The organism is Agrococcus sp. UYP10 (assembly GCF_040547205.1).
In the GTDB taxonomy this organism is placed as follows: Bacteria; Actinomycetota; Actinomycetes; order Actinomycetales; family Microbacteriaceae; genus Agrococcus; species Agrococcus jenensis.
In genome coordinates this window covers 2,646,866-2,668,276 of record NZ_JBEPPG010000001.1, presented here as the reverse complement: position 1 = coordinate 2,668,276, position 21,411 = coordinate 2,646,866, and the positions used below count along the sequence as shown (strand labels likewise).

Below are 21,411 nucleotides of genomic sequence, written 5' to 3'. Positions count from 1 at the left end.
CCTCAGTCCCCGTTGCGCTTCCGTGCCTGCATCCGCAGGACTCCGGTCGGGAGCACCTCGACGACGAAGAGCTCGCTCGCGCGAACCAGGTCCGAGAGCTTCGCGTAGCCCCAGTTGCGCGGGTCGAAGTCAGGGTGCTGCTTGCGCATGAGCTGGCCCACTGTCGAGAGGTGGGCCCAGCCGTCCTCGCCGGAAGCGGCGGTGACACTCGAGCGCAACCCTGAGACGAGCTTGCTGTCCGCGCGCAGCTTCGCCGTCGGCGTGCGCGTCGGCACGGGCGCGGTCGCCGTGCTCTCGGCAGCGGGCGCATCGAGCACCTCGAGGTACGTGAACTGGTCGCACGCGTTGCGGAAGGCCTCGGGCGTCTTCCGCTCGCCAAAGCCGTAGACCGTGACGCCCTCCTCGCGGATGCGAGACGCGAGACGGGTGAAGTCGCTGTCGGACGACACGATGCAGAAGCCCTGGAAGCGACGCGTGTACAGCAGGTCCATCGCATCGATGATGAGTGCGCTGTCCGTCGCGTTCTTGCCCGTCGTGTTCGCGAACTGCTGCATCGGCTGGATGACGTGCTCGCTGGCGGCGAGCTTCCACGAGCTCAGCTCCGGCCGCGTCCAGTCGCCGTAGACGCGCTTCACGGAGGCGGTGCCGAAGCGCGCGATCTCGGTGAGCACCGCGCCGATCTTCGCCGGCGAGACGTTGTCGGCGTCGACGAGGACGGCCAGGAGGTCGTGGGGCTTCGCCATGGGTCCAGCATGGCAGTGGCACGCTCGGCCTCCGCGCGGGCGCTTAGGCTGAGAGGACGGACGATCGAGCGGAGGAGCGGCATGGAGCAGGAGCAGCAGATCGCAGACGATCCGCTCGCGCTCGAGCGTCAGATCTGCTTCGCCCTCGCGGCCGCGTCGCGCAGCATCGTCAACGCGTATCGGCCGGTGCTGCAGCCGCTCGGCCTGTCGCACCCCCAGTACCTGGTGATGCTCGCGCTGTGGGGCTCCTCGCCGCTCTCGCTCCGGACGCTGAGCGAGATGCTGCGGCTCGAGCCCGCCACCGCCTCGCCGCTGGTGAAGCGCCTCGAGGCGGCTGGGCTCGTGTCCCGCACGCGCCGGCCCGGCGACGAGCGCACGCTCGACATCGCGCTGACGGAGGAGGGCCGTCGCCTGCGCGAGAAGGCGTCGGCGGTGCCCGGCACGATGGTGGAGCGCCTGGGGCTCGAGCTCGACGAGCTGGAGCAGCTGCGCTCGCTGATGGGGCGGCTCATGGACGCCGCCGACCGCTCGCCGAGAGACTGATCGACGCGCTCAGGCCGTCAGAGCCCGGGGAGCACCACCACCGCGACGAAGGCCGCGGTCGCCGCGAGCGACAGCACGATGCCGCCGGAGATCGCCAGCTTGATCGCCAGCACGTCGCCGCGCGTGAAGCTCTGCGGGTCGCGGCGGCGCTGAGCGTCGAGCGTGACGGGGGTGGGCTGCTGCTGCGCGTCCATGGCTGGCTCCATCAGTGCGAGGCTCGGCCCGAGCCGCTCCCGGCACCGAACCTTCGTGCACTAATCGTACCAGCCGTGCCGCTCGCGGTGGGGTGCTCAGGGCTCCAGCTCGAGCTCGGCGACGACCGCGTGGACGCGGCGGCGCTGCTCGTCGTCGAGGCCGAGGATGGGGCGGGGGAGGCAGCTGCGCGTCGCCATGCCGAGGTGCTCGGCGATCGCAGCGGTGACGCGCAGGCTGCCGTGCTCGGCGAACAGGTCCCACAGCGGCTGCAGCCGCGCGGATGCGGCTGCGGCAGCGTCGTGGTCGCCCGCGAGCGCCGCCCGCGTCAGCGCGACCATCGGCGGCGCGATCGTGCCGGCGATCACCGAGTACCAGGCGTCGCAGCCGGCCGCGAGCCCTCGTGCGGCGTGCGCGTCACCGGAGATCCCGATCGTGATGCGCTCGGGCAGGAGCGCACGGAGCTCGCGCAGCCGTTCGTGCGCGGCCGCCGCGTCGGCGATGCCGGGGATCTTGATCGACGCGATGCCAGGGAGGTCGGCCAGCCGCGCGTAGAGCGCATCGTCGAAGGCGAACCTGGTCGTGCCGGGGTTGTCGTAGACGATCACCGGCAGGTCGGCGTGCTCGACGACGTCGGTGAAGAGGCCCAGGACGTCGGCCGCGGTGAGGGGCTGATAGCTGACCGGTGCCACGAGGAGGGCTCGCGCGCCCGCGTCCTGCGCGTCGCTCGCATGCTCGAGCACGTCCTTGGTGCGGAGCGCACCGACCCCGGCGAACACCGGGACGCCGCCCGCGTGCTCGACGGCGGTCGCGATGGCCGCCTGGCGCTCCGCGCGGTCGAGGTAGGCGTAGGACCCGGTCGAGCCGAGCACGGTGACGCTGTCGACCCCGGCGGCGACGAGTCGGCGCACGATCGCGGCGAGCGCGTCGTGGTCGACCGCGTCGTCGCGCAGCGGGGTCAGGGGGAAGGCGCTCAGTCCGGTGAACACGGGTCTCCTCTGCGGTCGGGATGCTGCGGGTCGAGCCGGGTGCACGACGCCGCGCCCGCGGTCCATCGTCGCGCAGCGGAGCGCTGCTACGGTCCAGGATCGTGCGGGTCGCCGCGACGAACCATCGGAGGACGCCATGACCGATCGCTACACCCCCGCCGACGACCGCTACGAGGCCGGCGGCGCCGTCTACCGGAAGGCCGGCTCGAGCGGCCTCCGGCTGCCCGCGCTGTCGCTGGGGCTCTGGCAGAACTTCGGCGCGACCACGCCGTTCGAGACGCAGCGGGCGATCCTCACTCGTGCCCTCGACCTCGGGATCACCCACTTCGACCTCGCCAACAACTACGGTCCGCCCTACGGCGCCGCGGAGGACGGCTTCGGCCGGCACCTGGAGCGTGACCTCATGCCGTACCGCGACGAGCTCGTGATCTCGACGAAGGCGGGCTACGACATGTGGCCCGGGCCCTACGGCGACGGTGGCTCGCGCAAGTACCTCTTCGCATCGCTCGACCAGAGCCTGCGGCGGATGGGGCTCGACCACGTCGACGTGTTCTACCACCACCGGCCCGACCCGGAGACGCCGCTCGACGAGACGATGGGCGCGCTCGCGGACATCGTGCGCTCCGGTCGCGCCCGCTACGCCGCGATCTCGAACTACTCGCCGGAGCAGACGGCGGCGGCCGCCGCGACGATCGCCGGTCTGGGCAGCAGCCTGCTGCTGCACCAGCCGCGGTACTCGATGCTCGACCGGCGCGTCGAGGACGGCCTGCTCGACGTGGTCGGCCGCCTCGGCATGGGGATGGTCGTCTTCTCGCCGCTCGCGCAGGGGCTGCTCACCGACCGGTACCTCGACGGGGTGCCCTCGGGCTCGCGCGCGACGCACTCGCGCTACCTCCGCTCCGCCGACATCACGGATGCGAAGGTCGCGATCGCGCGCGACCTCGACGCAATCGCGCGTCGGCGGGGCCAGACGCTCGCGCAGCTCGCCCTGCAGTGGGTGCTGCGCGACGAGCGCGTGACGTCGGCGATCGTGGGGGCCAGCAGCGTCGCGCAGCTCGAGTCGAACGTCGCCGCGCTCGAGGCGGCACCGCTCGACGACGCCGTGCTCGCCGAGATCGATGCGGTGCTCGCGCGGGCTGACGCCGGTCGCGCCTGACGGCGGCTCCGCTCAGGGAGCGGCCCGGGGCGTCAGCCCGTTGCGCCGCCGGAGCCGAGCAGCGGATGCAGGATCGCGGTGACGGCGACGATCGCGACGGCGACCGCCGTCACGACGGCGCTCGCGCCACCGCCTCGGGCCGTGCGGAGCAGCACGATGACGGTGGCGAGGCAGGCGATCGCCGCCCACACGAGCAGCACCATCCCCACGATGAAGAACAGCTCGACGGGGCCGTCGAGGGTGTTCACCCACGCGGCGAGCTGCAGCACGGCGGCGGCAGCGGCGGCGACCACGATCGAGATGATGGCGAGCGGCCAGGCGTCGTGCTGCGTGCCGGCCCGGACGCGGCCACGGAGACCGCCTGCGGCCGGAGAGAGTGCGCTCATGGTGTGAGCATGCAGGCAGGCGCGCCCGTGCGCAAGCGCCTGCGCCACTGTTCATCTGGCGGTCGTCCGGGGCGCGCCGCGATGGCGTGGCCTACGCTTGCGGCCATGCTCGAGCTGCGCCCGAACTGCGAATGCTGCGACCGGGATCTGGCGCCCAGCGACGTGGCCTACATCTGCACGTTCGAGTGCACGTGGTGCCCGGCGTGCGTCGAGGCCTTCCCCGGCCGCGCGTGCCCCAACTGCGGCGGCACGCTCGAGCTGCGGCCGGTGCGACCGCCCGCTGCGCTGCTGCGGCATCCGGCGAGCACGACGAGGGTCGTGTCGGCGAGCTGCCGCGAGCCGGCGGAGTCGCGGGCATGACGGGAGAGGGAGCCACGGTGGACGAGGCGACGGACGACTACGACATCGCGGTGATCGGCGCGGGCCCCGCCGGCACCGCCGCGGCGCTCCGAGCGCGAGAGCTCGGCGCGACGGTGGTGGTGCTCGAGGCCAAGCACCTCGGCGGCACCTGCGTCAACAGCGGCTGCGTGCCGACCCGCGTGCTGGCCAAGGCGGCGCGGCTGATCCGCGACGCCCGCACGGCGCACGAGCACGGCGTCGACGTGTCGGGCGTGGGCATCGACTGGCCGACGCTCGTCGAGCGCGTGCACGGCCGCGTCGACGAGGTGCGGGCGATGAAGCGCGAGGCGCAGCGCTTCGCCGACGCCGGCGTCGACCTCATCGAGGAGGGACGGGCGCGCTTCGAGGATGCGCACACGCTCGTGCTCGACAGCGGGCGGCGGGTGCGCGCGGCATCGATCCTCGTCTGCGTCGGCGGGCACTCGCGGCGGCTGCCCATCCCCGGCGCCGAGCTCGCGACGATGCCCGAGGAGGTGCTGCACCTCGCCGCGCTGCCGTCCCGGGTCGCGGTGATCGGCGGCGGCAACACGGGTGCGCAGCTCGTGACCGTGCTGAACGCGTTCGGCGCCGATGTGACGCTGCTCGACATCGCGCCGCGCATCCTCATGCCTTCGGATGCCGCGATCGCCGAGGAGGTGAGCGCCGCGTTCCGCCGGGTCGGGGTGACCGTGCGCGCGGGCATCGCGTCGATCGACGAGCTGCGCCGGGTGGACGGCGACCGGATCGAGCTGCGCTGGACCGACGCGGGCGAGGCGCAGACCGAGCGCTTCGACGCGGTCGTGATGGCCGCGGGCTGGCCCGCCGACGTCGACGACCTCGGGCTCGAGCGCGCGGGCATCCGGCCCGAGCGCTCCGCCATTCCGGTCGACGAGTACTTCCGGAGCGCCGTGCCGCACATCTACGCGGTGGGCGACGCGAACGGTCGCGACATGCTCGTGCAGGCGGCCCAGTTCGAGGGGGAGGCCGCGGCCGAGAACGCGGTCGTCGGCGCCAACCGGCGCACGTCGCACCTGCTGCTGCCCGCGGGCGGCTTCACCGACCCCGACTACGCCGGCGTCGGGCTCACCGAGGAGCAGGCGCGCGCACGCGACGAGCAGTGCGTGGTCGCGACGGTGCGGTACGACCAGCTCGACCGGGCGGTGATCGACGATCGCGGCACCGGCTTCCTCAAGCTCATCGCCGACCGGCGCCGGTCGCTCATCCTCGGCGCGCACGCGGTCGGCGAGAACGCGGTGGAGGTCATCCAGTCGGTGACGACGGCGATGGCGGCCGGCATCGACGTCGCGGCGCTCGCGAACGTGCGCTTCGCCTACCCGACGTACACGGCGATCGTCGGCCTCGCCGCGCGCGCCGTGCTCGCCGAGCCGGCGCGGGGGAGCGAGCTGCACTAGGGGTGGGCGCGCGCGGCGGGCCAGCTCAGGCGAGCACGTCCGGCGCGAGCCGCGCGAGCGGCAGCGCCGCCTGCCACCGCTCGTGGTAGGCCGCGCACTCCTCGACGAGCCGGGCATCCGGCTGCTCGACGGTGCCCGGGTCGATGCCGCCGCGATCGAGCAGCCAGTCCTCGAGCGCGCGCTCGTCGCCGCGGATGCGGTCGAGCCGGTAGCGCGCGAGGAGCGCCATGCCCCACGCGCCGCCCTCGCCGGCGCTCGGCGTCACGCGGACCGGCGTGTCGAGCGTCGCCGCGAGCAGCGGCTGCGCGGCGCCCGGGGTGCGGAAGACGCCGCCGTGGGCGACGAGCTCGTCGAGCCGCACGCCGGTGTCGGTCAGCTGCTGCATGCCGAGGCGCAGCGCGCCGAACGCACCGAGCAGCTGCGCCTTCGCGAAGCCGGCGAGCGTCAGGTCGGCGCCCGCCCGCCGCGCGACCAGCGGCCTGCCCTGCGGCAGGTGGATGGCGTGCTCGCCCGAGATGAAGCCGTACGCGACGAGCTCGTCGGCGCTGCCGCCCGCGCTGCCGCCGAGCATCGCCGCGAACACCTCGTCGGGCGCGAGCGTCACGCCGGCCGCTACCGCGAACTGGCCGAAGAGCCCGGCCCATGCGCCGAGCTCGGCCGTGCCGTTGTCGCAGTGCACCATCGCGCTCGGCTTGCCCCCGGGCGTCGCGACGATGTCGGCATCGAGCGGCTCGCCGGTCGGCACGGCGTCGAGCACGACCATCGCGAAGATGCTCGTGCCGACGCTCACGTTGCCGGTGCCCGGCGCGAGCGCGCCGGTGGCGACCATGCCGGTGCCCGCGTCACCCTCGGGCGGGCAGAGCGCGGCGCCCGCCTGCAGACCGCCGGTGGCGTCGAGCAGCCGAGCGCCGGCCTCCGAGAGGCTGCCGGCGTCGTCGCCTGCGGTGCGGACCCGGGGGAGCAGGTCTGCGATGCGCAGGCCCTGCGCGCCGTGGCGAGCCGCCAGCGCGTCGAAGGCGGTGAGCAGCTCGGCGTCGTACTCGGTGCCGGAGGGGGCGAGCGGGAACATGCCGGATGCGTCGTCCGGCCCGAGCACGGGCGCGCCGCCGAGCAGCCGGTGCACGTAGCCCGCGAGCGTCGTGATGGCGGCGAGCCGGCCGACGTGCTCCTCGTCGTCGAGCACCGCCTGCAGCAGGTGCGACGCCGACCAGCGCAGCGGCATCCGCACGCCGAGCTCGGCGGTGAGCAGCTCGGCCGCGCGCGCGGTCGTCGCGTTGCGCCACGTGCGGAAGGGCACGAGCAGCTCGCCGTCGGCGTCGAAGGCGAGGTAGCCGTGCATCATGCCCGAGACGCCGATGGCGCCGATGCGCTCGGGGCGGGCACCCCATTGGCGCTCGCAGTCGTCGGCGAGCGAGGCGTACGCGCGCTGGAGCCCCTCGTGCACCGCGTCGAGGCTGTAGGTCCAGAAGCCGTCGCGCAGCTCGTTCTCCCAGGCGGCGTTGCCGGATGCGATCGGCGTACCGTCGTCGTCGACCAGCACGGCCTTGATGCGGGTCGAGCCGAGCTCGATCCCGAGGCTGGTGGTGCCGTCGCGGAGCGCGTCGAGCGTGGTCGTCGGTTCGGTCTGCATGCTGCTCCTCGAGGGCGGGGGTGGGTCGTCGTGCTGGGTGCGGCGTTCGGTCACGCCGGCGCCAGGGTCCAGGATGCGGTGTGGTCGTCGCCGGGGGCGAGCACGGTGATCGTGCCGACGTGCTTGCGCCGCTCGTCCATCGCGCCGGGCGCGCACGTCATCGGCTCGACCGCGAGGCCGATCCGGTGGCCGAGCGCGCGGTCGCCGGACGGCAGGTCGGCGGTGTGCACCTGCACCCACGGGCACTGCTCGTCCCACGACATCCGCACGCCGGTCCCGGCCTGCGGGTCGGTGATGACGACGCTCGCGACGCCGCGCTCGTCGCGGCGGAGGTCGGTGTACGCGTGGTCGATGCTCGTCGAGCCGATGCTGCGGGCGGTGCGGAAGTCGAGCTCGCCGTCGACCCTGGCGATGCCGATCGGGGTCAGCGACTCCGGCTCGACGAGCTGCACGCGCTCGGCGGGCACCTCGAGCGACCACGACTCGAGCGGCCCGGGGCCCGCGAGCAGGTAGGGATGCGGCGCGGTGCCGTAGGGGGCGGGCGCGTCGTCGAGGTTGACGGCGCGCACCTGCTGCGTCAGCCCGTCCGCGCCGAGCGCGAAGGTCGTCGTGATCTCGAGGCGCCAGGGGTAGCCGAGCGTCGGGTCGAGCAGCAGGCGCAGCGAGACCGCCTCCGCGTCGGCCTCGACGAGCTCCCACGAGCGCCAGGCGCCGAGGCCGTGCAGCGCGTGCCCCCGCTCCGGCTCGGAGAGGTCGAGCCGCCGGACGACGCCACCGAACGCGTACTCGCCGCCGATGACGCGGTTCGGCCACGGCACGAGGGTCGCGCCGCGGTAGGCGGGCCGGACGGCGTCGGCGGGGTAGGGCACCACGAGGTCGCGGTCGTCGTCGCGGTACTCGCGGAGCGACGCGCCGACGCTCGCGATCACCGCGGAGGCGGCGCCGTGCCGCAGCTCGTACTGGTCGCCGGATCGGGGGCGGGCGCGCTCGCGCGCTGCTGCTGCGGTCGGGCCTCGTCGCTCCATGGCACCAGTATGCGTGCCCGCAGACCCTGTCGCCACTCCATGTGATCGCTCACGTTCGCCGCGCGCAGCGGTGGGACGCGGCCCATGACGCCGCCGCGCCGTCGGATCATCGTTATCCAACCGTTACCTCTGGAACTCCCCCGACACCGAAATGTGAGGGTTAACATCACCGCAGTGCGACAGCCTCCGGCCAGCGCACGATCCGGCAACGATGCCGGGCACAGGACGAGGAGGTCCGAACATGGTCAAGAGATCCACGATCAAGGGCGCACTGGCGCTCGGCGCGGTCGCGCTGCTGGTGACGGGCTGCGCCGGCTCCAACGCGGGAGCACCCGCGGGCAGCGACGGCGCCGACGGCGACGTCATCACCGTCGGCTTCGCGCAGACGGGTGCGGAGAGCGGCTGGCGCAGCGCCAACACCGAGTCGATGCGCGCGGCGTTCTCCGAGGAGAACGGCTTCGAGCTGGTCTTCAACGCAGCCGACAACGACCCCGCGGCGCAGATCGCCGCCGTCCGCAGCTTCATCAACCAGGGCGTCGACGCCATCGTCATCGCGCCGATCGTCGAGGACGGCTGGGACGACGTGCTGCAGGAGGCCGCCGACGCGGAGATCCCGGTGATCCTCGAGGATCGCACGGTGAGCGCCTCGGAGGACCTGTACGCGACCTGGGTCGGCCTCGACTTCCGCAAGGAGGGCCAGACCGCCGGCGAGTGGGCGGTCGAGACGTTCGGCGACGAGGAGACCAACATGGTCGTGCTCGAGGGCACGACCGGGTCGGCGCCGGCCAACGACCGCGCGGAGGGCTTCCTGGAGGCCATCGAGGGCTCGGGCATCACGACGCTCGCCTCGCAGACCGGCAACTTCACGCGTGCCGAGGGCAAGACCGTGATGGAGGGCTTCCTGCAGGCGCACGCCGGTGAGATCGACCTGCTCTACGCACACAACGACGACATGGCGCTCGGCGCGATCGACGCGATCGAGGCCGCGGGCCTGACGCCCGGCGAGGACATCCAGATCGTCTCGATCGACGCGGTGCGCGACGGCATGCAGGCGCTCGTCGACGGCAAGATCAACTTCATCGTCGAGTGCAACCCGATGCTCGGCGAGCAGGTCGCCGACCTCGTGCGCCAGGTGCTCGACGGCGAGGAGGTCGAGCCCGCCTACTTCGTGGAGGACCAGAGCTTCACGAGCGAGCAGGCCGCCGAGGTCATCGACACCCGGCCGTACTGATCCCATCGGAACCGGCGGACGCATCCGCCTGGTCGTGGGCGGGGGGCGCCCCGCCCCCGCCCCGCCCCCCCCCCCCCCGGCCCCCCCCCCCGCGGGCCCCCCCCCCCCCCCCCCCCCCCCGGGGGGGGGGGCCCCGGCCCCCCCCCCCCCGGCCCACGGCCCCTCCATCGAGAGGCACACCATGCTGCAGCCCACCGCGACGGACGCCGTCGTCCGGATGCGCGACATCACCATCGCCTTCCCGGGCGTGCTCGCCCTGGACGGCGTCGACTTCACGCTCCGCCGGGGCGAGGTCCACTCGCTCATGGGCGAGAACGGCGCCGGCAAGTCGACGCTCATCAAGGCGCTCACGGGCGTCTACCGGATCGACGCCGGGTCGATCGTCGTCGACGGCGCCGAGCGGGACTTCCACGGCACCGCCGACGCGCAGGCCGCCGGCATCTCGACGGTCTTCCAGGAGGTCAACCTCTGCCCGAACCTCTCCGTCGGCGAGAACGTCATGCTCGGCAACGAGGTGCGCCGGGCGTGGGGCATCGACTGGCGCGCCACCCACCGCGAGGCTGCGCGGCACCTCGCGAGCCTCGGGCTCTCGCTCGACACCCGCTCGACGCTCTCGAGCCACTCGATCGCGCTGCAGCAGCTCGTCGCCATCGCGCGCTCGATGGTGACGAGCGCGTCGGTGCTCGTGCTCGACGAGCCGACCTCGAGCCTCGACCGCAGCGAGGTCGAGCAGCTCTTCGGCGTCATGCGCGACCTCCGCGACCGCGGCGTCGCGATCCTGTTCGTCAGCCACTTCCTCGACCAGGTCTACGAGATCTCCGACCGCATCACGGTGCTCCGCAACGGCCGCCTCATCGGCGAGCACCTGGCCAGGGACCTGCCGCGCGACGAGCTCGTCTCGCAGATGATCGGGCGCGCCGTCGCGGAGCTCGAGGCGGTCGCGACGACGGCCGAGCGCACGATCGACCGCGATGCGACGCCGGTGCTGCGCGCGAGCGGCGTCGGCAGGCGCGGCTCGATCGAGCCGAGCGACATCGAGGTGCACCGCGGCGAGGTCGTGGGCCTCGCCGGCCTGCTCGGCTCCGGCCGGACCGAGCTCGTGCGGCTGCTGTGCGGCGCCGACCGCGCCGACGTCGGCACGATCGCGATCGACGGCCGCGAGGTGCGCATCCCCACGCCGCGGCACGCGATCGGGGAGCGCATCGCGTTCTCGTCCGAGGACCGCCGCGGCGAGGGCATCATCGGCGACCTCAGCGTCGCCGACAACATCGTGCTCGGCATCCAGGCGCGCAGGGGGTGGATGCGGGTGGTCGGCAAGGAGGAGCGCGACCGCATCGCCCGCGAGGCGATCGAGGCGCTCGGCGTGCGCCCCGCCAACCCCGACACGCCCATCCGCAACCTCTCTGGCGGCAACCAGCAGAAGGTGCTGCTGGCGCGCTGGCTCGCGCTCCAGCCCGACCTGCTCATCCTCGACGAGCCGACGAGGGGCATCGACGTGGGCGCGAAGGCCGACATCCAGCGCAAGGTCGCCGAGCTGTCGGCCGAGGGCCTCTCGGTGATCTTCATCTCGTCGGAGCTCGAGGAGGTGCTGCGCCTCGCGCAGCGCGTCGTGGTCATGCGCGACCGCCGGAAGATCGGCGAGCTCGACTCGAAGGACGTCGACATCGACGGACTCATCGGCTACATCGCCAACGAGGGCGTGAGGGCAGCAGCATGAGGGCCGTCCTCCGCAGCCGGCTGCTCTGGCCCGTCCTCGCGCTCGTCGCCCTCGTCGTCGTGAACACGGTCGCCCGGCCGTCGTTCCTCGGCATCACGGTGCGCGACGGCGAGCTCTACGGCTCACTCATCGACATCCTGCGCAACTCCGCGCCGCTCATGCTCGTCGCGCTCGGCATGACGATCGTGATCGCCACGCGAGGCATCGACCTGTCGGTCGGGGCGATCATGGCCGTCTCCGGCTCGGTGTCGCTCACCTTCATCGACTCGTCGTCCGACCCCGACGGCGTCGGCACCGTCATGATCGCGATCGCGATGGGCGTCGCCCTCGCGCTCCTGCTCGGCGTCTGGAACGGGTTCCTCGTCGCCGTGCTCGGCATCCAGCCGATCATCGCGACGCTCGTGCTCATGCTCGCGGGGCGCGGCGTCGCGCTGCTCATCACCGACGGCTTCATCACGACCGTCACGAGCGCCCCCTACCGGTTCATGGCGCAGGGCTACCTCGTGGGGCTGCCCTTCGCGCTCTACGTGTCGCTCGTCGCGATCGCCGTCATCGTGCTGCTGGAGCGCCGCACGGCGCTCGGCATGCTCACCGAGGCGGTCGGCATCAACCCGAGCGCGAGCCGCCTCGCGGGCGTGCGCTCGCGCGGCATCGTCTGGGGCGCCTACATCGCGAGCGGCGTGCTCTCGGGCGTCGCCGGCATCCTCTACAGCTCGAACATCATGGCCGCCGACGCGAACGCCGCCGGCCTCTACATCGAGCTGTACGCGATCCTCGCCGTCGTGCTCGGCGGCACGTCGCTCATGGGCGGCCGCTTCAGCATCGCAGGCACGGTCGTCGGCGTGCTCACCATCCAGACGCTGCTGTCGACCATCACCTTCCTGGGCGTGCCGCCGGCCGTGAGCCCCGTCTTCATGGCGGCGGCCGTCATCATCGTCGTCCTCATCCAGTCCCCTCGCGTGCACGGGTGGACCTCCGCTGCTGCCGCGCGCCTCCGAGCGCGTCGCACGTCCGACCGCACCGAGGTGACCGCATGACCGCCATCGCACCGCCGCCCGCCGCCGACGCCCCGCCCGCGCGCCCGGCGCTCGGCGACCGGCTCCGGCGCTTCGCGCCGCTCTCGCCGACGCTCGCCGCCGTCGTGATCCTCGTCGTGCTGTTCGTGGGGGCCGAGCTGACCTTCGGCAACTTCATCACGCCGCGCAACCTGTCGGCGCTGCTGCTCGACAACGCGTACCTCATCATGCTCGCGGTGGGCCTCACGTTCGTGATCCTCACCGGGGGCATCGACCTGTCGGTGGGTTCGGTGATGGCGTTCACGGGCATCCTCGGCGCGAAGATGCTCGCCGACGGCATCCCGGTGCTCGTCGTGCTGCCCGCGATGATCCTCGGCGGCGCCGCGATCGGCGCGCTCATCGGGGCGCTCGTGCAGTACTTCGACGTGCAGCCCTTCATCGCGTCGCTCGCCGGGCTCTTCCTCGCCCGCGGCTTCGCCTTCGTGGTGAGCCTGTCGTCGATCCGGGTCGAGGATCCGGTGGTGCTGTGGCTGCAGTCGACGCGGCTGCGGATCGGTGACTGGTACCTCACGCCGACCGGCATCATCGCGCTGCTCGTCGTGGCGATCGCGGCCGCGGTGCTGCGCTGGACGCGCTTCGGCCGCACGGTCTACGCGATCGGCGGCAGCGAGCAGTCGGCGCGGCTCATGGGCCTGGCGGTCGGTCGCACGAAGGTGATCGTCTACCTCATCAGTGGCGTGTGCGGCGGCCTCGCCGGGCTCATGCTCACCGCATACTCGGGGGCGGGCTACCCGCTCAACGGCGTGGGCACCGAGCTCGACGCGATCGCCGCGGTGGTCATCGGCGGCACGCTCCTCGCGGGCGGTCAGGGCTACGTGCTCGGCTCGCTCGTGGGCGTGCTCGTCTACGGCGGCATCAAGTCGGTCATCAGCTTCACCGGCGCGGACCAGTCGTGGACGCGCATCATCATCGGCGGGCTGCTGCTGCTGTTCATCATCGTGCAGCGGCTCATCGTCGCTCGCGCCGACCGGCGCTGAGGCCGCCGGTCGGGGAGCGCCGGAGCACGTGTCCGCCGCGAGGGCGCACGTCTCGCCACCGGGGCGGCGCGATACTGGAGCCATGACCGCCGCCCCCGTGCTCGAGCTGCGCGGCGCGACGGTGCGCTTCGGGGCGCAGACCGTGCTCGACGACGTGGACCTGCGGCTGCTGCCGGGCGAGGTGCACGCGCTGCTCGGCGAGAACGGCGCTGGCAAGTCAACGCTCATCAAGGCGATCACGGGCTCGATCCCGCTCACGGCGGGCGCGATGCTGCTCGACGGCGTGCCGGTGCGGCATCGATCGCCGCGCGACGGGCAGGCTGCGGGCATCAGCGTCGTCCACCAGGAGCTCGAGCTGCTGCCCAACCTCTCGGTCGCCGAGAACCTCAGCATCGGGCACGAGCCGCGGCGCGGCGGGCGCATCGACTGGCGCCGCGCACGCCGATCCGCCGCCGCGGCGCTCGACGACCTCGGCATCCGGATCGACCCGGCCTCCCTGCTGGGCGCGCACCCGCGATCGGCGCAGCAGCTCGTCGCGATCGCCCGGGCGGTCGCGGCCGATGCGCGCGTGCTCGTGCTCGACGAGCCGACGGCCCGGCTCGAGCAGGACGCGATCGCCGAGCTCTTCCGCGTCGTGCTCGAGCTCCGGGACCGCGGCGTGGCCATCCTGTTCGTCTCGCACTTCCTCGACCAGGTCTACGAGGTCTGCGACCGGGTGACGGTGCTGCGCGAGGGTCGCTGGGTGGGGGAGCATCGCACCCGCGAGGTGCTGCGCGTCGAGCTGCTCGAGCAGATGACGGGCAGCGCGCCGGCCGCGCCTCGACCGGACGCGGTCGGCACCGGCGAGCCGGGCGCCGGCGTGCCGCACGTCGTCGCGCGCGCCATCGTCGGAGGCCGCGCGGCCGGGATCGACCTCGAGCTCGCCGAGGGCGAGATCGTCGGGCTCGTCGGTGCCGTCGGCTCCGGACGCACCGCCCTCGCGCGCCGGATCTCCGGCGTCGAGCGCCCGGTGTCGGGCACCGTCCAGATCGCGGGCGTCCGCCGCGACCTCGCGCACCCGCGCGACGCGATCGCGCTCGGGGTCGTCTACGCATCCGAGGACCGGCGAGCGGAGGGCATCGTCGACCGGATGAGCGTGGCCGACAACATCGTGCTCGCGCTGCAGGCGGAGCGCGGCACGCTCCGGCCGCTCTCGCGCGCGCAGCGCGACGAGCTCGCCGAGAGCTGGATCGAGGCGCTCGCGATCAAGCCGGCCGACCCCTCGCGGCCGGCGGGCACGCTGTCGAGCGGCAACCAGCAGAAGGTGCTGCTCGCACGCCTGCTGTGCCTGTCGCCGCGGGTGCTCATCCTCGATGAGCCGACGCGCGGCATCGACGCGGGCGCGAAGTCGGAGGTGCAGCACCTCGTCGAGGACCTCGCCGCCAACGGGGTCGCGGTGCTGTTCATCTCGGCGGAGCCGGAGGAGGTCGTCGGGCTCGCGACCAGGGTCGTCGCGCTGCGCGACGGACTCGCGGTCGGGTCGTTCGACGCCGACGGTCTCACCGTCGAGTCGCTGCTCGCGGCGGTGGCGGAGAGCGGCGACGACTGAGATGACGAACGAGGAGGCGGCGCCGAAGGCCGCGAACATCTTCGACGTGGCGCGGCTCGCGGGCGTCTCGCACCAGACGGTCTCCCGCGTGCTCAACGACCTCCCGAACGTGCGCCCCGCGACGCGGCAGCGCGTCGAGCACGCCATCGCGCAGCTGCGCTACAGCCCGTCCCCGGCGGCTCGCGCACTCGTCACGCGCCGGACGCGCACGATCGGCCTGGTGACGCCCGGCGTGCCCGACTACGGCCCGACGTCGATCGCGCTGCGGTTCAACCTCGCGGCCCGGCAGGCGCGCTACAGCGTGCACGCGGTGCACGCGCTCACGCACGAGGTGACGGACGTGCGCGCCGCCGTCGACGAGCTGCTGCGACAGCGCGTCGACGCGATCGTGCTCATCGTCATCGACGTCGCGGTGCTCGAAGCGATCCGCGCCATCGAGCTCGGCGTGCCGCTCGTCGCGGTCGCCGCGACGCCGCGCGCGTCGTCGACCACGATCTCGATCGACCAGTACCGCGGCGCGAGATCCGCGGTGCGGCACCTCGCCGAGCTCGGGCACGAGCGCATCCTGCACATCGCGGGTCCGGCGAGCATGCCCGACGCGGTCGAGCGCGTGCGCGGCTGGCGCGACGAGCTCGCCGCGCACGGGCTCGTGGCGAGCGACCCGGCCGCCGGCGACTGGAGCGCCGAGAGCGGCTACCGCATCGGCTCGACGCTCGAGCTGCGCCCGGGCGACGGCGTCTTCGTCGCAAACGACCAGATGGCCATCGGCCTGCTCGCGGCGCTCCGCGAGCGGGGACTGCGCGTGCCCGACGACGTGAGCGTGGTCGGGTTCGACGACGTGCCGGAGGCGGCCTACCTCGATCCGCCGCTCACCACCGTGCGACAGGACTTCGACCGGCTCGGCGAGCTGATGATGCAGAAGGTGCTCATCGCGATCGAGGAGCCGGACAGCGCGAGCCAGGACGCGCCGCTGCCGACGCGGCTGATCGTCCGCGGATCGACCCGCGCGCGTCCCTGATCGGGGCGCGGTGGCACGCGCGTCGCCGCGCGGCGGGAGGAGGGTTCGGCAGGGCCTCCCACGGACGGGCCGATGGGCGCATGCTGGACGCATGCACATGCCGAGGGCGACGTGATGAGCCCGGCGCGGGAGCGCGCGAGGCGGCCGTGGCTCGGTCGTGCGGTCGCTGCGCTGCTCGCGACCGCGGTGCTCGTCACCGGCGGCACGGCGCTGACCGTGACGGCGCTCGAGCCCGCGCCACCGCTCGCGGGGGCGGCCGTCGAGGCGGACCTCGGCGTGGCCGCTGCACCGGCCGAGATCGACTGGCCGGGCTCGTCGGCCGCCGGCGCGTTCCGGGTGGTGGGCGTCGACGGCGCCGAGGGATCGTTCGGCGCAGCGGAGCCGATGCCGATCGCCAGCATCGCGAAGCTCGTCGCCGCGCTCGTGGTGCTCGAGCGGCACCCGCTCGGCTCCGACGAGCAGGCGCCCACGATCACGATCGGCCAGGGCGACGTCGACGACCTGCGCGCGGTGACGCGCGAGGGCGCATCCGTGCTGCCCGTGGCGGTCGGGCAGCAGCTGACCCAGCGCCAGCTGCTCGACGCGTCGATGCTCCGGAGCGCGGCCAACGCCTCGACGACGCTCACGACCTGGGCGTTCGGGACCACGCGCGAGTACCTCGGGGAGGCGCGGCGATGGCTCGAGGCCAACGACCTGGGCGGCATGCGGATCGTCGACGCGACGGGCCTCAGCGCGGACAACACCGCGAGCGCGGTCGACGTCGCGCGGCTCATGGCGCTCGTGGACGGCGCTCCGACGCTCCGCGCCATCTCGGGTCAGCGCGCGGCGTGGCTGCCGGGGCTCGGCCCCGTCGCGAGCACGAACGGAGCGCTCGGCGCCGCCGGGATCGACAGCGGGAAGACGGGGAGCCTCAACCGGTCGGGCCGGACCGTCGTCGTGGGCGCATCCGTCGAGGTCGGCGATCGGACCTTCCGCATCCACGCGGCGCTGCTCGGCATCGGCCGATCCGCCGACCGCGACGCGGCGATCGTGCAGCTGGTCGAGAGCGTCGCGCGCAACCTGGCCGAGCGCGAGGTCGTCGGTGCCGGCGACGTGATCGCCACCTACGACGCGTCGTGGGGCGAGCGCATCGAGCTGCGATCGCGGACGGCGCTGCGCATCGTCGTGTGGCGGGAGCACGGTGCGACCGCGGACCTCGACATCCCGGACGAGCTCGCCGTGGGCGCGCAGGCGAGCGTGGCGCTCACGGTGACGAGCAGCGTCGAGCAGGAGCTGGCGTGGCTCGACACCGCCGGTGCGCCGCGCCCGCCGACCCTCGGGTGGCGGCTCGAGCACATCGGCGAGGTGCTCGGCTGGCGGTTCGAGGAGGATCGCGCGGGACCGCGGACCGAGGCATTGCTCAGCTGAAGCGCTCTCGCACCCGCTCCGCCTGCTCCTGCGTCAACCGCCAGGGGGCCCAGATGCGATGCCCGTCGAACAGGCCACGACCGTCGTCCGGGTTGCGCAGGAAGACGCGGATCGCGCGGCCCGCGTCGGTGTGGCCGAGCTCGTGGGCGAGGTCGTGCGCAGTGGTCGTCTCTTGCATCCCGCCGAGCGTATCCACGGCTCGTCGGGCGGCTTGGCGTGCAAGCAGAACCTGTGCAATTCTTGCGTCGTGGCAGGCATCGTGGACCGAGACGAGATCGCTTCGCAGGTGACTGCCAAGCTCATCGCGACGCATCCGGAGTACGACCGCGACGAGGTCGACCGGATCGTCGAGGAGGAGCTCTCGGCGATCGAGCACAGCCCGGTGCAGGACTTCCTGCTCGTGCTCACGGAGCGCGCGGCGAAGAAGCGCCTCAAGCGCGGCGCGAAGCGCGACTAGCCGGTCACGCCCGGCGCCGCGACGCCCGGACGATGGCCTCGAGCGCCGAGCCCTCCGCGACGCTCCACGCCTCGTCGCGCGCGGCGGGCTCGAAGGCGACGGCGCGCCGCTCGACCTCGGCCCACGACACGGTGCGCTCGGCGTCCAGCTCGGTGAGGATCCAGTAGAGCCGATCGACCGCCTCGTCGCGCGAGCTGTGGCGCGACGCGGTCGCGCTCGGGCGATGGATGGTCACGCTCGCGCTCCGTCGTTGGGGCTCATGCCACCAGCATGACGGGGTGGGCGTGCGGTGCACAACGGCGTGCACCAGACGTTCACCGAGCCGAAACACGCCGGCCACGCGGGCCGGCCTCCGGCCGACGGATCAGATCGACTCGGCGGCGCGCATCGCACCGGTGTCGCCGGGGCGGATCGCAGTGGCGTCGTCCGCGCGCATCGCGGCGGTGTCGTCCGGCGCCGGCGCAGAGATCGGGGCCGGGCCGACGGTGCGCGAGCGGGCGATGCTCCGCGCCAGGCTCACGCGCAGCACGACCACGATGCCGATGACGACCAGGACGAAGAGCGCGGCGGCCAGGATGAGCGGGAAGAACAGGGACAGATCCAACATGACGGCCACCGGGGCCCTTCTGTGGAAGCCAGACAGCGGAGTCGCTACGTGCGCTGAGAGGGAATGGGACGCACCTGCGGATGAGGCTTGCGCTGGCTGCCATCAGGTCGATGGCCAGTGCTCCGACGCTATCGCGCCTGGGGGACAAGCGCGAGGGGCAGTCCCCGGCGCGTCGCCCCGACACCGAGCGGCCGCCCCGTGATGGCGAGGCGGCCGCGGAGCCGGTGTCAGCGCTCGAGGAAGGCGAGCAGCGCCGCGTTGAACTCGACGGGGTGGCTCGCGTTCAGCCCGTGCGGGGCACCCGGGACGAGCACGAGCTCGCTGCCCGCGATCGCCTCGTGGGTGCGCTTGCCGGATCCCTCGAAGGGCACGATGCCGTCGGCGTCGCCGTGCACCACGAGGGTCGGCACGGTCACGAGCTCGAGGTCGTCGCGGAAGTCGGTGATGCCGAACGACTGCATCGCCTCGAGCGCCGCGAGCTTGTCGGCCTGCAGGCACAGCGCGATCGCCTGCTGGCGCTCCGCCTCGGTCACGAGCACCTCGCCGTCGGCGTTCGCCGAGAAGAAGTCCTTCGTGAACCCGTCGAAGAACGCCTCGCGGTCGGCCGTCAATTGCGCCGTCATCGCCGTCGCCTTGGCGACGGTGAGGGGGCCATCCGGGTTGTCCGGGGTCTGCATCATGCGCGGCGGCACCGCCGCGGCGAAGACGACGCTGCGCAGGCGCTCCTGCCCGTGCCGCGCGATGTAGCGCGCGACCTCGCCGCCGCCCATCGAGAAGCCGACGAGGGTGACGTCGCGCAGGTCGAGCTGCTCCAGCAGGCCGGCGAGGTCGTCGGCGAGGGTGTCGTAGCCGTAGCCCGTCTTGGGCTTGTCGCTGCGGCCGAATCCGCGGCGGTCGTAGGCGATGACGCGGTAGCCGGCGTCGACGAGCGCCTGGCGCTGCGGCGCCCACGAGGCGCTCGAGAGCGGCCAGCCGTGGATCAGCACCACGGGTCGTCCTTCGCCGTGGTCCTCGACGTGCACGCGCACGTCCTTCAGGCCCAGCATGCGGGTGTTCACGGAGATGTCGGTCATGGATGTCCTCCTCGTCGCTGCTGCGTGGTGGGTGCTGGCTCAGGGCGTTCGGAGCGGCCGGACGCCGGGTTTGGACGGTCGCGGAGCGCGCGAGCGGCCCGGCCGCGCTCGCGCAGGTGGTCGGCGACGGCCTCGTCATCGGCGAGCGCCGCGGCCCGCTCGAAGGCCGCGGTCGCGTCGAGACCCGCGGCCGCGAGGAGGTGCGCCCGCGTCGCCCAGTACGGCTGGAAGCCGTCGGCGTCGTCCGGCAGCGCGTCGAGCCCCGCGGCCGGCCCGTGCAGCCGCGCGGTCACGGCCGCGGCGGCGACGCGCGCGCCGAGGCTCGGAGCGCTCGCGAGCATCGCCGAGTAGAGCACCTCGAGCGCACGCCAGTCGGTGGAGCCGGTGCGCCGGCGGTCGCAGTGCACGGCGTCGATCGCAGCCTCGAGCTGGAACCGTCCCGGTGGGCCGTCGGGGCGCGCGCGGCGGAGGTGCCGCTCGGCCTCGTCGAGGAGGGCGGCATCCCAGTCGCGAGGATCCTGCTCCTCGAGCGGGACGAACGCGCCGGTCTGCCGGCGCGCGAGCGAGAAGGTGGTGAGCGCTGCGAGCCCCCAGGCCTCGGCCTCGTGCTCGAGCAGCGTCGCGAGCGTGACCGCCAGGTAGCGGGCCTCGCCGGCGAGCGAGGCCGCGTCGCCGCGCCACGCGATGGCCGCGCAGCCGTAGATCGCCTCGAGCACGGCGGGCAGCCGCTCGGGCATCGCGCGCCGATCGGGGATCGCGAACGGGATGCGGGCATCCTTGATCCGCCGCTTCGCCCGCACGAGCCGCTGAGCCATGGTCGCGGGCGGCAGCGCGAACGCCCGCGCGATCTGGGCGGCCTCGAAGCCGAGCACCGCCTGCAGCATGAGCGGCGCCCGTGCCGCGGGGTCGATCGCCGGGTGCCCGCACGCGAACAGCAGCTCGAGCCGTCGATCGCCGATCGCGTCCGGGTCGTGCCGGGCGAGCGGATCCCAGACCGCACTGTCGTCGTCGAGCGGTGCGGAGGTGCGCGCGGCGGCCGAGCGCCACGCATCCCGCTGCCGGTTGCGCGCCACGGTCAGCAGCCAGCCGTCGGGGTTCGCGGGCACGCCCGCTGCCGGCCACCGCCGCAGCGCCTCCTCGAAGGCGGCGGCGAGCGCGTCCTCGGCGAGCGCGAGGTCGCCGGTGGGGGCGGCGAGCAGCGCGATGAGCCGGCCGTAGGAGGTGCGGGCGGCGTGCTCGGCTGCCGCCCGCGCCTCCTGGGTGCTCATGCGGACCTCAGGCGCTCGGGGTCCAGGCGCCGTCGACCGTGTGGACGGCGCCGGGGCGGATCTCGACGGCGCCCCAGTGCACGGGCGGCGCCTGGCGCGCCCACTCGATCGCGGCGTCGAGGTCGGGCACGTCGATCACGATGGTGCCGCCGAGCTGATCCTTGGAGTCGGCGAACGGGCCGTCCTGCACCTGCAGGGCGCCGTCGCGCATCCGCACCGTGGTGCTCGCGACCGACGGCTGCAGCACCTCGCCGGCGATGAGCACGCCCGCCGCGTGGAGCGTCGCGGCGTAGCTCGCGAAGGCGCGCTGGCCCTCGGCGAGCGCCTCGGCGCCGAGCGCCTCCGCGGTGGCCTCGGGGTAGTGCAGCAGCAGCGTGTAGCGCATGGTGGTCCTCCTCGAGCCGGTCTCACGCGACAGCGTAGAGGCCGGGGTCGTGGTGGTGGGGATGGTGGTCATGGGAGGTCCCTTCGTCGTGGCGGCCGGTGCGGCCGTCGAGGGGATGACGATCGAGCGGCCCGCGAATCGACAGGTCGCGCC

Annotated in this window: 24 protein-coding genes; 12 read left to right on the top strand and 12 right to left on the bottom strand. The window is 73.6% G+C overall.

The annotated features are described in order from the left end of the window. Positions 1-2: 2 nt before the first annotated feature. The gene (locus ABIB37_RS13120; RefSeq protein ID WP_354261072.1) at positions 3-743 is read right to left on the bottom strand and encodes an NYN domain-containing protein; all 741 of its coding nucleotides are present in this window, start codon (positions 741-743) and stop codon (positions 3-5) included. An 81-nt stretch (positions 744-824) separates the two neighbouring features. Here ABIB37_RS13120 and ABIB37_RS13115 point away from each other — a divergent pair, with 81 nt between their 5' ends. Next, positions 825-1,286: a MarR family winged helix-turn-helix transcriptional regulator gene (locus ABIB37_RS13115; RefSeq protein WP_354261070.1), complete on the top strand. Its 462-nt coding sequence runs from the start codon at positions 825-827 to the stop codon at positions 1,284-1,286. 17 nt (positions 1,287-1,303) lie between these two features. On the opposite strand, the gene ABIB37_RS13110 is transcribed toward ABIB37_RS13115, so the two are convergent. Then, positions 1,304-1,492, bottom strand: a complete 189-nt coding sequence (locus ABIB37_RS13110) for a hypothetical protein (protein WP_354261068.1) — start codon at positions 1,490-1,492, stop codon at positions 1,304-1,306. A gap of 84 nt (positions 1,493-1,576) precedes the next feature. Continuing rightward, positions 1,577-2,467, bottom strand: coding sequence for a dihydrodipicolinate synthase family protein (locus tag ABIB37_RS13105; RefSeq protein ID WP_354261066.1), 891 nt, complete (start codon positions 2,465-2,467; stop codon positions 1,577-1,579). 136 nt (positions 2,468-2,603) lie between these two features. On the opposite strand from ABIB37_RS13105, the gene ABIB37_RS13100 reads away from it, so the two are divergent. Further along, positions 2,604-3,623, top strand: a complete 1,020-nt coding sequence (locus ABIB37_RS13100) for an aldo/keto reductase (RefSeq protein WP_354261064.1) — start codon at positions 2,604-2,606, stop codon at positions 3,621-3,623. Positions 3,624-3,655: 32 nt separating this feature from the next. Here ABIB37_RS13100 and ABIB37_RS13095 read toward each other — a convergent pair whose 3' ends face one another. Beyond that, on the bottom strand, positions 3,656-4,009 hold the full coding sequence (locus ABIB37_RS13095; protein WP_354261062.1) for a hypothetical protein: 354 nt from the start codon (positions 4,007-4,009) through the stop codon (positions 3,656-3,658). Positions 4,010-4,114: 105 nt separating this feature from the next. On the opposite strand from ABIB37_RS13095, the gene ABIB37_RS13090 reads away from it, so the two are divergent. After that, the gene (locus ABIB37_RS13090) at positions 4,115-4,369 is read left to right on the top strand and encodes a DUF1272 domain-containing protein (RefSeq protein WP_354261060.1); all 255 of its coding nucleotides are present in this window, start codon (positions 4,115-4,117) and stop codon (positions 4,367-4,369) included. Between the two features lie 17 nt (positions 4,370-4,386). Next, entirely contained in the window at positions 4,387-5,799 is a 1,413-nt protein-coding gene (locus tag ABIB37_RS13085; protein ID WP_354261058.1) for a dihydrolipoyl dehydrogenase family protein, read from the top strand. A 25-nt stretch (positions 5,800-5,824) separates the two neighbouring features. Here ABIB37_RS13085 and ABIB37_RS13080 read toward each other — a convergent pair whose 3' ends face one another. Together ABIB37_RS13080 and ABIB37_RS13075 are read right to left on the bottom strand one after the other, a co-directional pair. Continuing rightward, on the bottom strand, positions 5,825-7,429 hold the full coding sequence (locus ABIB37_RS13080) for an FGGY-family carbohydrate kinase (protein ID WP_354261056.1): 1,605 nt from the start codon (positions 7,427-7,429) through the stop codon (positions 5,825-5,827). Positions 7,430-7,479: 50 nt separating this feature from the next. Further along, positions 7,480-8,454 carry an aldose 1-epimerase family protein gene (locus tag ABIB37_RS13075; protein ID WP_354261054.1) on the bottom strand — a complete coding sequence of 325 codons (975 nt, stop codon included), beginning with the start codon at positions 8,452-8,454 and terminating at the stop codon, positions 7,480-7,482. Between the two features lie 241 nt (positions 8,455-8,695). Here ABIB37_RS13075 and ABIB37_RS13070 point away from each other — a divergent pair, with 241 nt between their 5' ends. The 7 genes from ABIB37_RS13070 to ABIB37_RS13040 all read left to right on the top strand — a co-directional run bounded on the left by ABIB37_RS13070 (position 8,696) and on the right by ABIB37_RS13040 (position 17,468). Beyond that, positions 8,696-9,685 carry an ABC transporter substrate-binding protein gene (locus ABIB37_RS13070; RefSeq protein ID WP_354261052.1) on the top strand — a complete coding sequence of 330 codons (990 nt, stop codon included), beginning with the start codon at positions 8,696-8,698 and terminating at the stop codon, positions 9,683-9,685. A 181-nt stretch (positions 9,686-9,866) separates the two neighbouring features. Next, complete coding sequence (locus ABIB37_RS13065) at positions 9,867-11,402, top strand: sugar ABC transporter ATP-binding protein (RefSeq protein ID WP_354261050.1); 1,536 nt, start codon at positions 9,867-9,869, stop codon at positions 11,400-11,402. Continuing rightward, positions 11,399-12,439, top strand: a complete 1,041-nt coding sequence (locus tag ABIB37_RS13060) for an ABC transporter permease (protein ID WP_354261047.1) — start codon at positions 11,399-11,401, stop codon at positions 12,437-12,439. The genes ABIB37_RS13065 and ABIB37_RS13060 overlap by 4 nt, the downstream gene beginning before the upstream one ends. Continuing rightward, positions 12,436-13,455 (top strand): ABC transporter permease subunit, encoded by a 1,020-nt coding sequence (locus tag ABIB37_RS13055; RefSeq protein ID WP_354261045.1) that lies wholly within the window; start codon positions 12,436-12,438, stop codon positions 13,453-13,455. Before ABIB37_RS13060 ends, ABIB37_RS13055 begins: the two co-directional genes overlap by 4 nt. A gap of 82 nt (positions 13,456-13,537) precedes the next feature. Further along, a complete protein-coding gene (locus tag ABIB37_RS13050) occupies positions 13,538-15,043 on the top strand; it encodes a sugar ABC transporter ATP-binding protein (protein ID WP_354261043.1) in 1,506 nt (501 codons plus the stop codon). A 1-nt stretch (position 15,044) separates the two neighbouring features. After that, positions 15,045-16,061 (top strand): LacI family DNA-binding transcriptional regulator, encoded by a 1,017-nt coding sequence (locus tag ABIB37_RS13045; RefSeq protein WP_354261041.1) that lies wholly within the window; start codon positions 15,045-15,047, stop codon positions 16,059-16,061. Between the two features lie 114 nt (positions 16,062-16,175). Continuing rightward, a complete protein-coding gene (locus tag ABIB37_RS13040) occupies positions 16,176-17,468 on the top strand; it encodes a D-alanyl-D-alanine carboxypeptidase family protein (RefSeq protein ID WP_354261039.1) in 1,293 nt (430 codons plus the stop codon). Here the strand turns inward: ABIB37_RS13040 and ABIB37_RS13035 are convergent. Continuing rightward, entirely contained in the window at positions 17,461-17,646 is a 186-nt protein-coding gene (locus ABIB37_RS13035; protein ID WP_354261037.1) for a hypothetical protein, read from the bottom strand. The two genes, ABIB37_RS13040 and ABIB37_RS13035, sit on opposite strands and share 8 nt — an antisense overlap. Positions 17,647-17,754: 108 nt before the next feature. Between ABIB37_RS13035 and ABIB37_RS13030 the strand changes: the two genes are divergently transcribed. After that, a complete protein-coding gene (locus tag ABIB37_RS13030) occupies positions 17,755-17,925 on the top strand; it encodes a three-helix bundle dimerization domain-containing protein (protein ID WP_354261035.1) in 171 nt (56 codons plus the stop codon). Between the two features lie 4 nt (positions 17,926-17,929). Here the strand turns inward: ABIB37_RS13030 and ABIB37_RS13025 are convergent, their stop codons facing one another. The 5 genes from ABIB37_RS13025 to ABIB37_RS13005 form a co-directional block, all read right to left on the bottom strand. Next, positions 17,930-18,160 carry a hypothetical protein gene (locus ABIB37_RS13025; RefSeq protein WP_354261033.1) on the bottom strand — a complete coding sequence of 77 codons (231 nt, stop codon included), beginning with the start codon at positions 18,158-18,160 and terminating at the stop codon, positions 17,930-17,932. Positions 18,161-18,289: 129 nt separating this feature from the next. Beyond that, a complete protein-coding gene (locus ABIB37_RS13020; RefSeq protein WP_354261031.1) occupies positions 18,290-18,532 on the bottom strand; it encodes a hypothetical protein in 243 nt (80 codons plus the stop codon). Between the two features lie 227 nt (positions 18,533-18,759). Further along, positions 18,760-19,605 carry an alpha/beta fold hydrolase gene (locus tag ABIB37_RS13015; RefSeq protein WP_354261029.1) on the bottom strand — a complete coding sequence of 282 codons (846 nt, stop codon included), beginning with the start codon at positions 19,603-19,605 and terminating at the stop codon, positions 18,760-18,762. Continuing rightward, positions 19,602-20,873, bottom strand: a complete 1,272-nt coding sequence (locus ABIB37_RS13010) for an RNA polymerase sigma factor (protein WP_354261027.1) — start codon at positions 20,871-20,873, stop codon at positions 19,602-19,604. The genes ABIB37_RS13015 and ABIB37_RS13010 overlap by 4 nt, the downstream gene beginning before the upstream one ends. 7 nt (positions 20,874-20,880) lie before the next feature. Next, entirely contained in the window at positions 20,881-21,330 is a 450-nt protein-coding gene (locus ABIB37_RS13005) for a YciI family protein (protein ID WP_354261025.1), read from the bottom strand. Positions 21,331-21,411: the final 81 nt, after the last annotated feature.

Bases quoted from the DNA above. Each gene is read 5' to 3' on its own strand.
- ABIB37_RS13120 (WP_354261072.1), bottom strand. From the start codon at position 743: ATGGCGAAGCCCCACGACCTCCTGGCCGTCCTCGTCGACGCCGACAAC.
- ABIB37_RS13115 (WP_354261070.1), top strand. From the start codon at position 825: ATGGAGCAGGAGCAGCAGATCGCAGACGATCCGCTCGCGCTCGAGCGT.
- ABIB37_RS13110 (WP_354261068.1), bottom strand. From the start codon at position 1,492: ATGGAGCCAGCCATGGACGCGCAGCAGCAGCCCACCCCCGTCACGCTC.
- ABIB37_RS13100 (WP_354261064.1), top strand. From the start codon at position 2,604: ATGACCGATCGCTACACCCCCGCCGACGACCGCTACGAGGCCGGCGGC.
- ABIB37_RS13095 (WP_354261062.1), bottom strand. From the start codon at position 4,009: ATGAGCGCACTCTCTCCGGCCGCAGGCGGTCTCCGTGGCCGCGTCCGG.
- ABIB37_RS13090 (WP_354261060.1), top strand. From the start codon at position 4,115: ATGCTCGAGCTGCGCCCGAACTGCGAATGCTGCGACCGGGATCTGGCG.
- ABIB37_RS13080 (WP_354261056.1), bottom strand. From the start codon at position 7,429: ATGCAGACCGAACCGACGACCACGCTCGACGCGCTCCGCGACGGCACC.
- ABIB37_RS13075 (WP_354261054.1), bottom strand. From the start codon at position 8,454: ATGGAGCGACGAGGCCCGACCGCAGCAGCAGCGCGCGAGCGCGCCCGC.
- ABIB37_RS13070 (WP_354261052.1), top strand. From the start codon at position 8,696: ATGGTCAAGAGATCCACGATCAAGGGCGCACTGGCGCTCGGCGCGGTC.
- ABIB37_RS13065 (WP_354261050.1), top strand. From the start codon at position 9,867: ATGCTGCAGCCCACCGCGACGGACGCCGTCGTCCGGATGCGCGACATC.
- ABIB37_RS13060 (WP_354261047.1), top strand. From the start codon at position 11,399: ATGAGGGCCGTCCTCCGCAGCCGGCTGCTCTGGCCCGTCCTCGCGCTC.
- ABIB37_RS13055 (WP_354261045.1), top strand. From the start codon at position 12,436: ATGACCGCCATCGCACCGCCGCCCGCCGCCGACGCCCCGCCCGCGCGC.
- ABIB37_RS13050 (WP_354261043.1), top strand. From the start codon at position 13,538: ATGACCGCCGCCCCCGTGCTCGAGCTGCGCGGCGCGACGGTGCGCTTC.
- ABIB37_RS13045 (WP_354261041.1), top strand. From the start codon at position 15,045: ATGACGAACGAGGAGGCGGCGCCGAAGGCCGCGAACATCTTCGACGTG.
- ABIB37_RS13040 (WP_354261039.1), top strand. From the start codon at position 16,176: ATGAGCCCGGCGCGGGAGCGCGCGAGGCGGCCGTGGCTCGGTCGTGCG.
- ABIB37_RS13035 (WP_354261037.1), bottom strand. From the start codon at position 17,646: ATGCAAGAGACGACCACTGCGCACGACCTCGCCCACGAGCTCGGCCAC.
- ABIB37_RS13020 (WP_354261031.1), bottom strand. From the start codon at position 18,532: ATGTTGGATCTGTCCCTGTTCTTCCCGCTCATCCTGGCCGCCGCGCTC.
- ABIB37_RS13015 (WP_354261029.1), bottom strand. From the start codon at position 19,605: ATGACCGACATCTCCGTGAACACCCGCATGCTGGGCCTGAAGGACGTG.
- ABIB37_RS13010 (WP_354261027.1), bottom strand. From the start codon at position 20,873: ATGAGCACCCAGGAGGCGCGGGCGGCAGCCGAGCACGCCGCCCGCACC.
- ABIB37_RS13005 (WP_354261025.1), bottom strand. From the start codon at position 21,330: ATGACCACCATCCCCACCACCACGACCCCGGCCTCTACGCTGTCGCGT.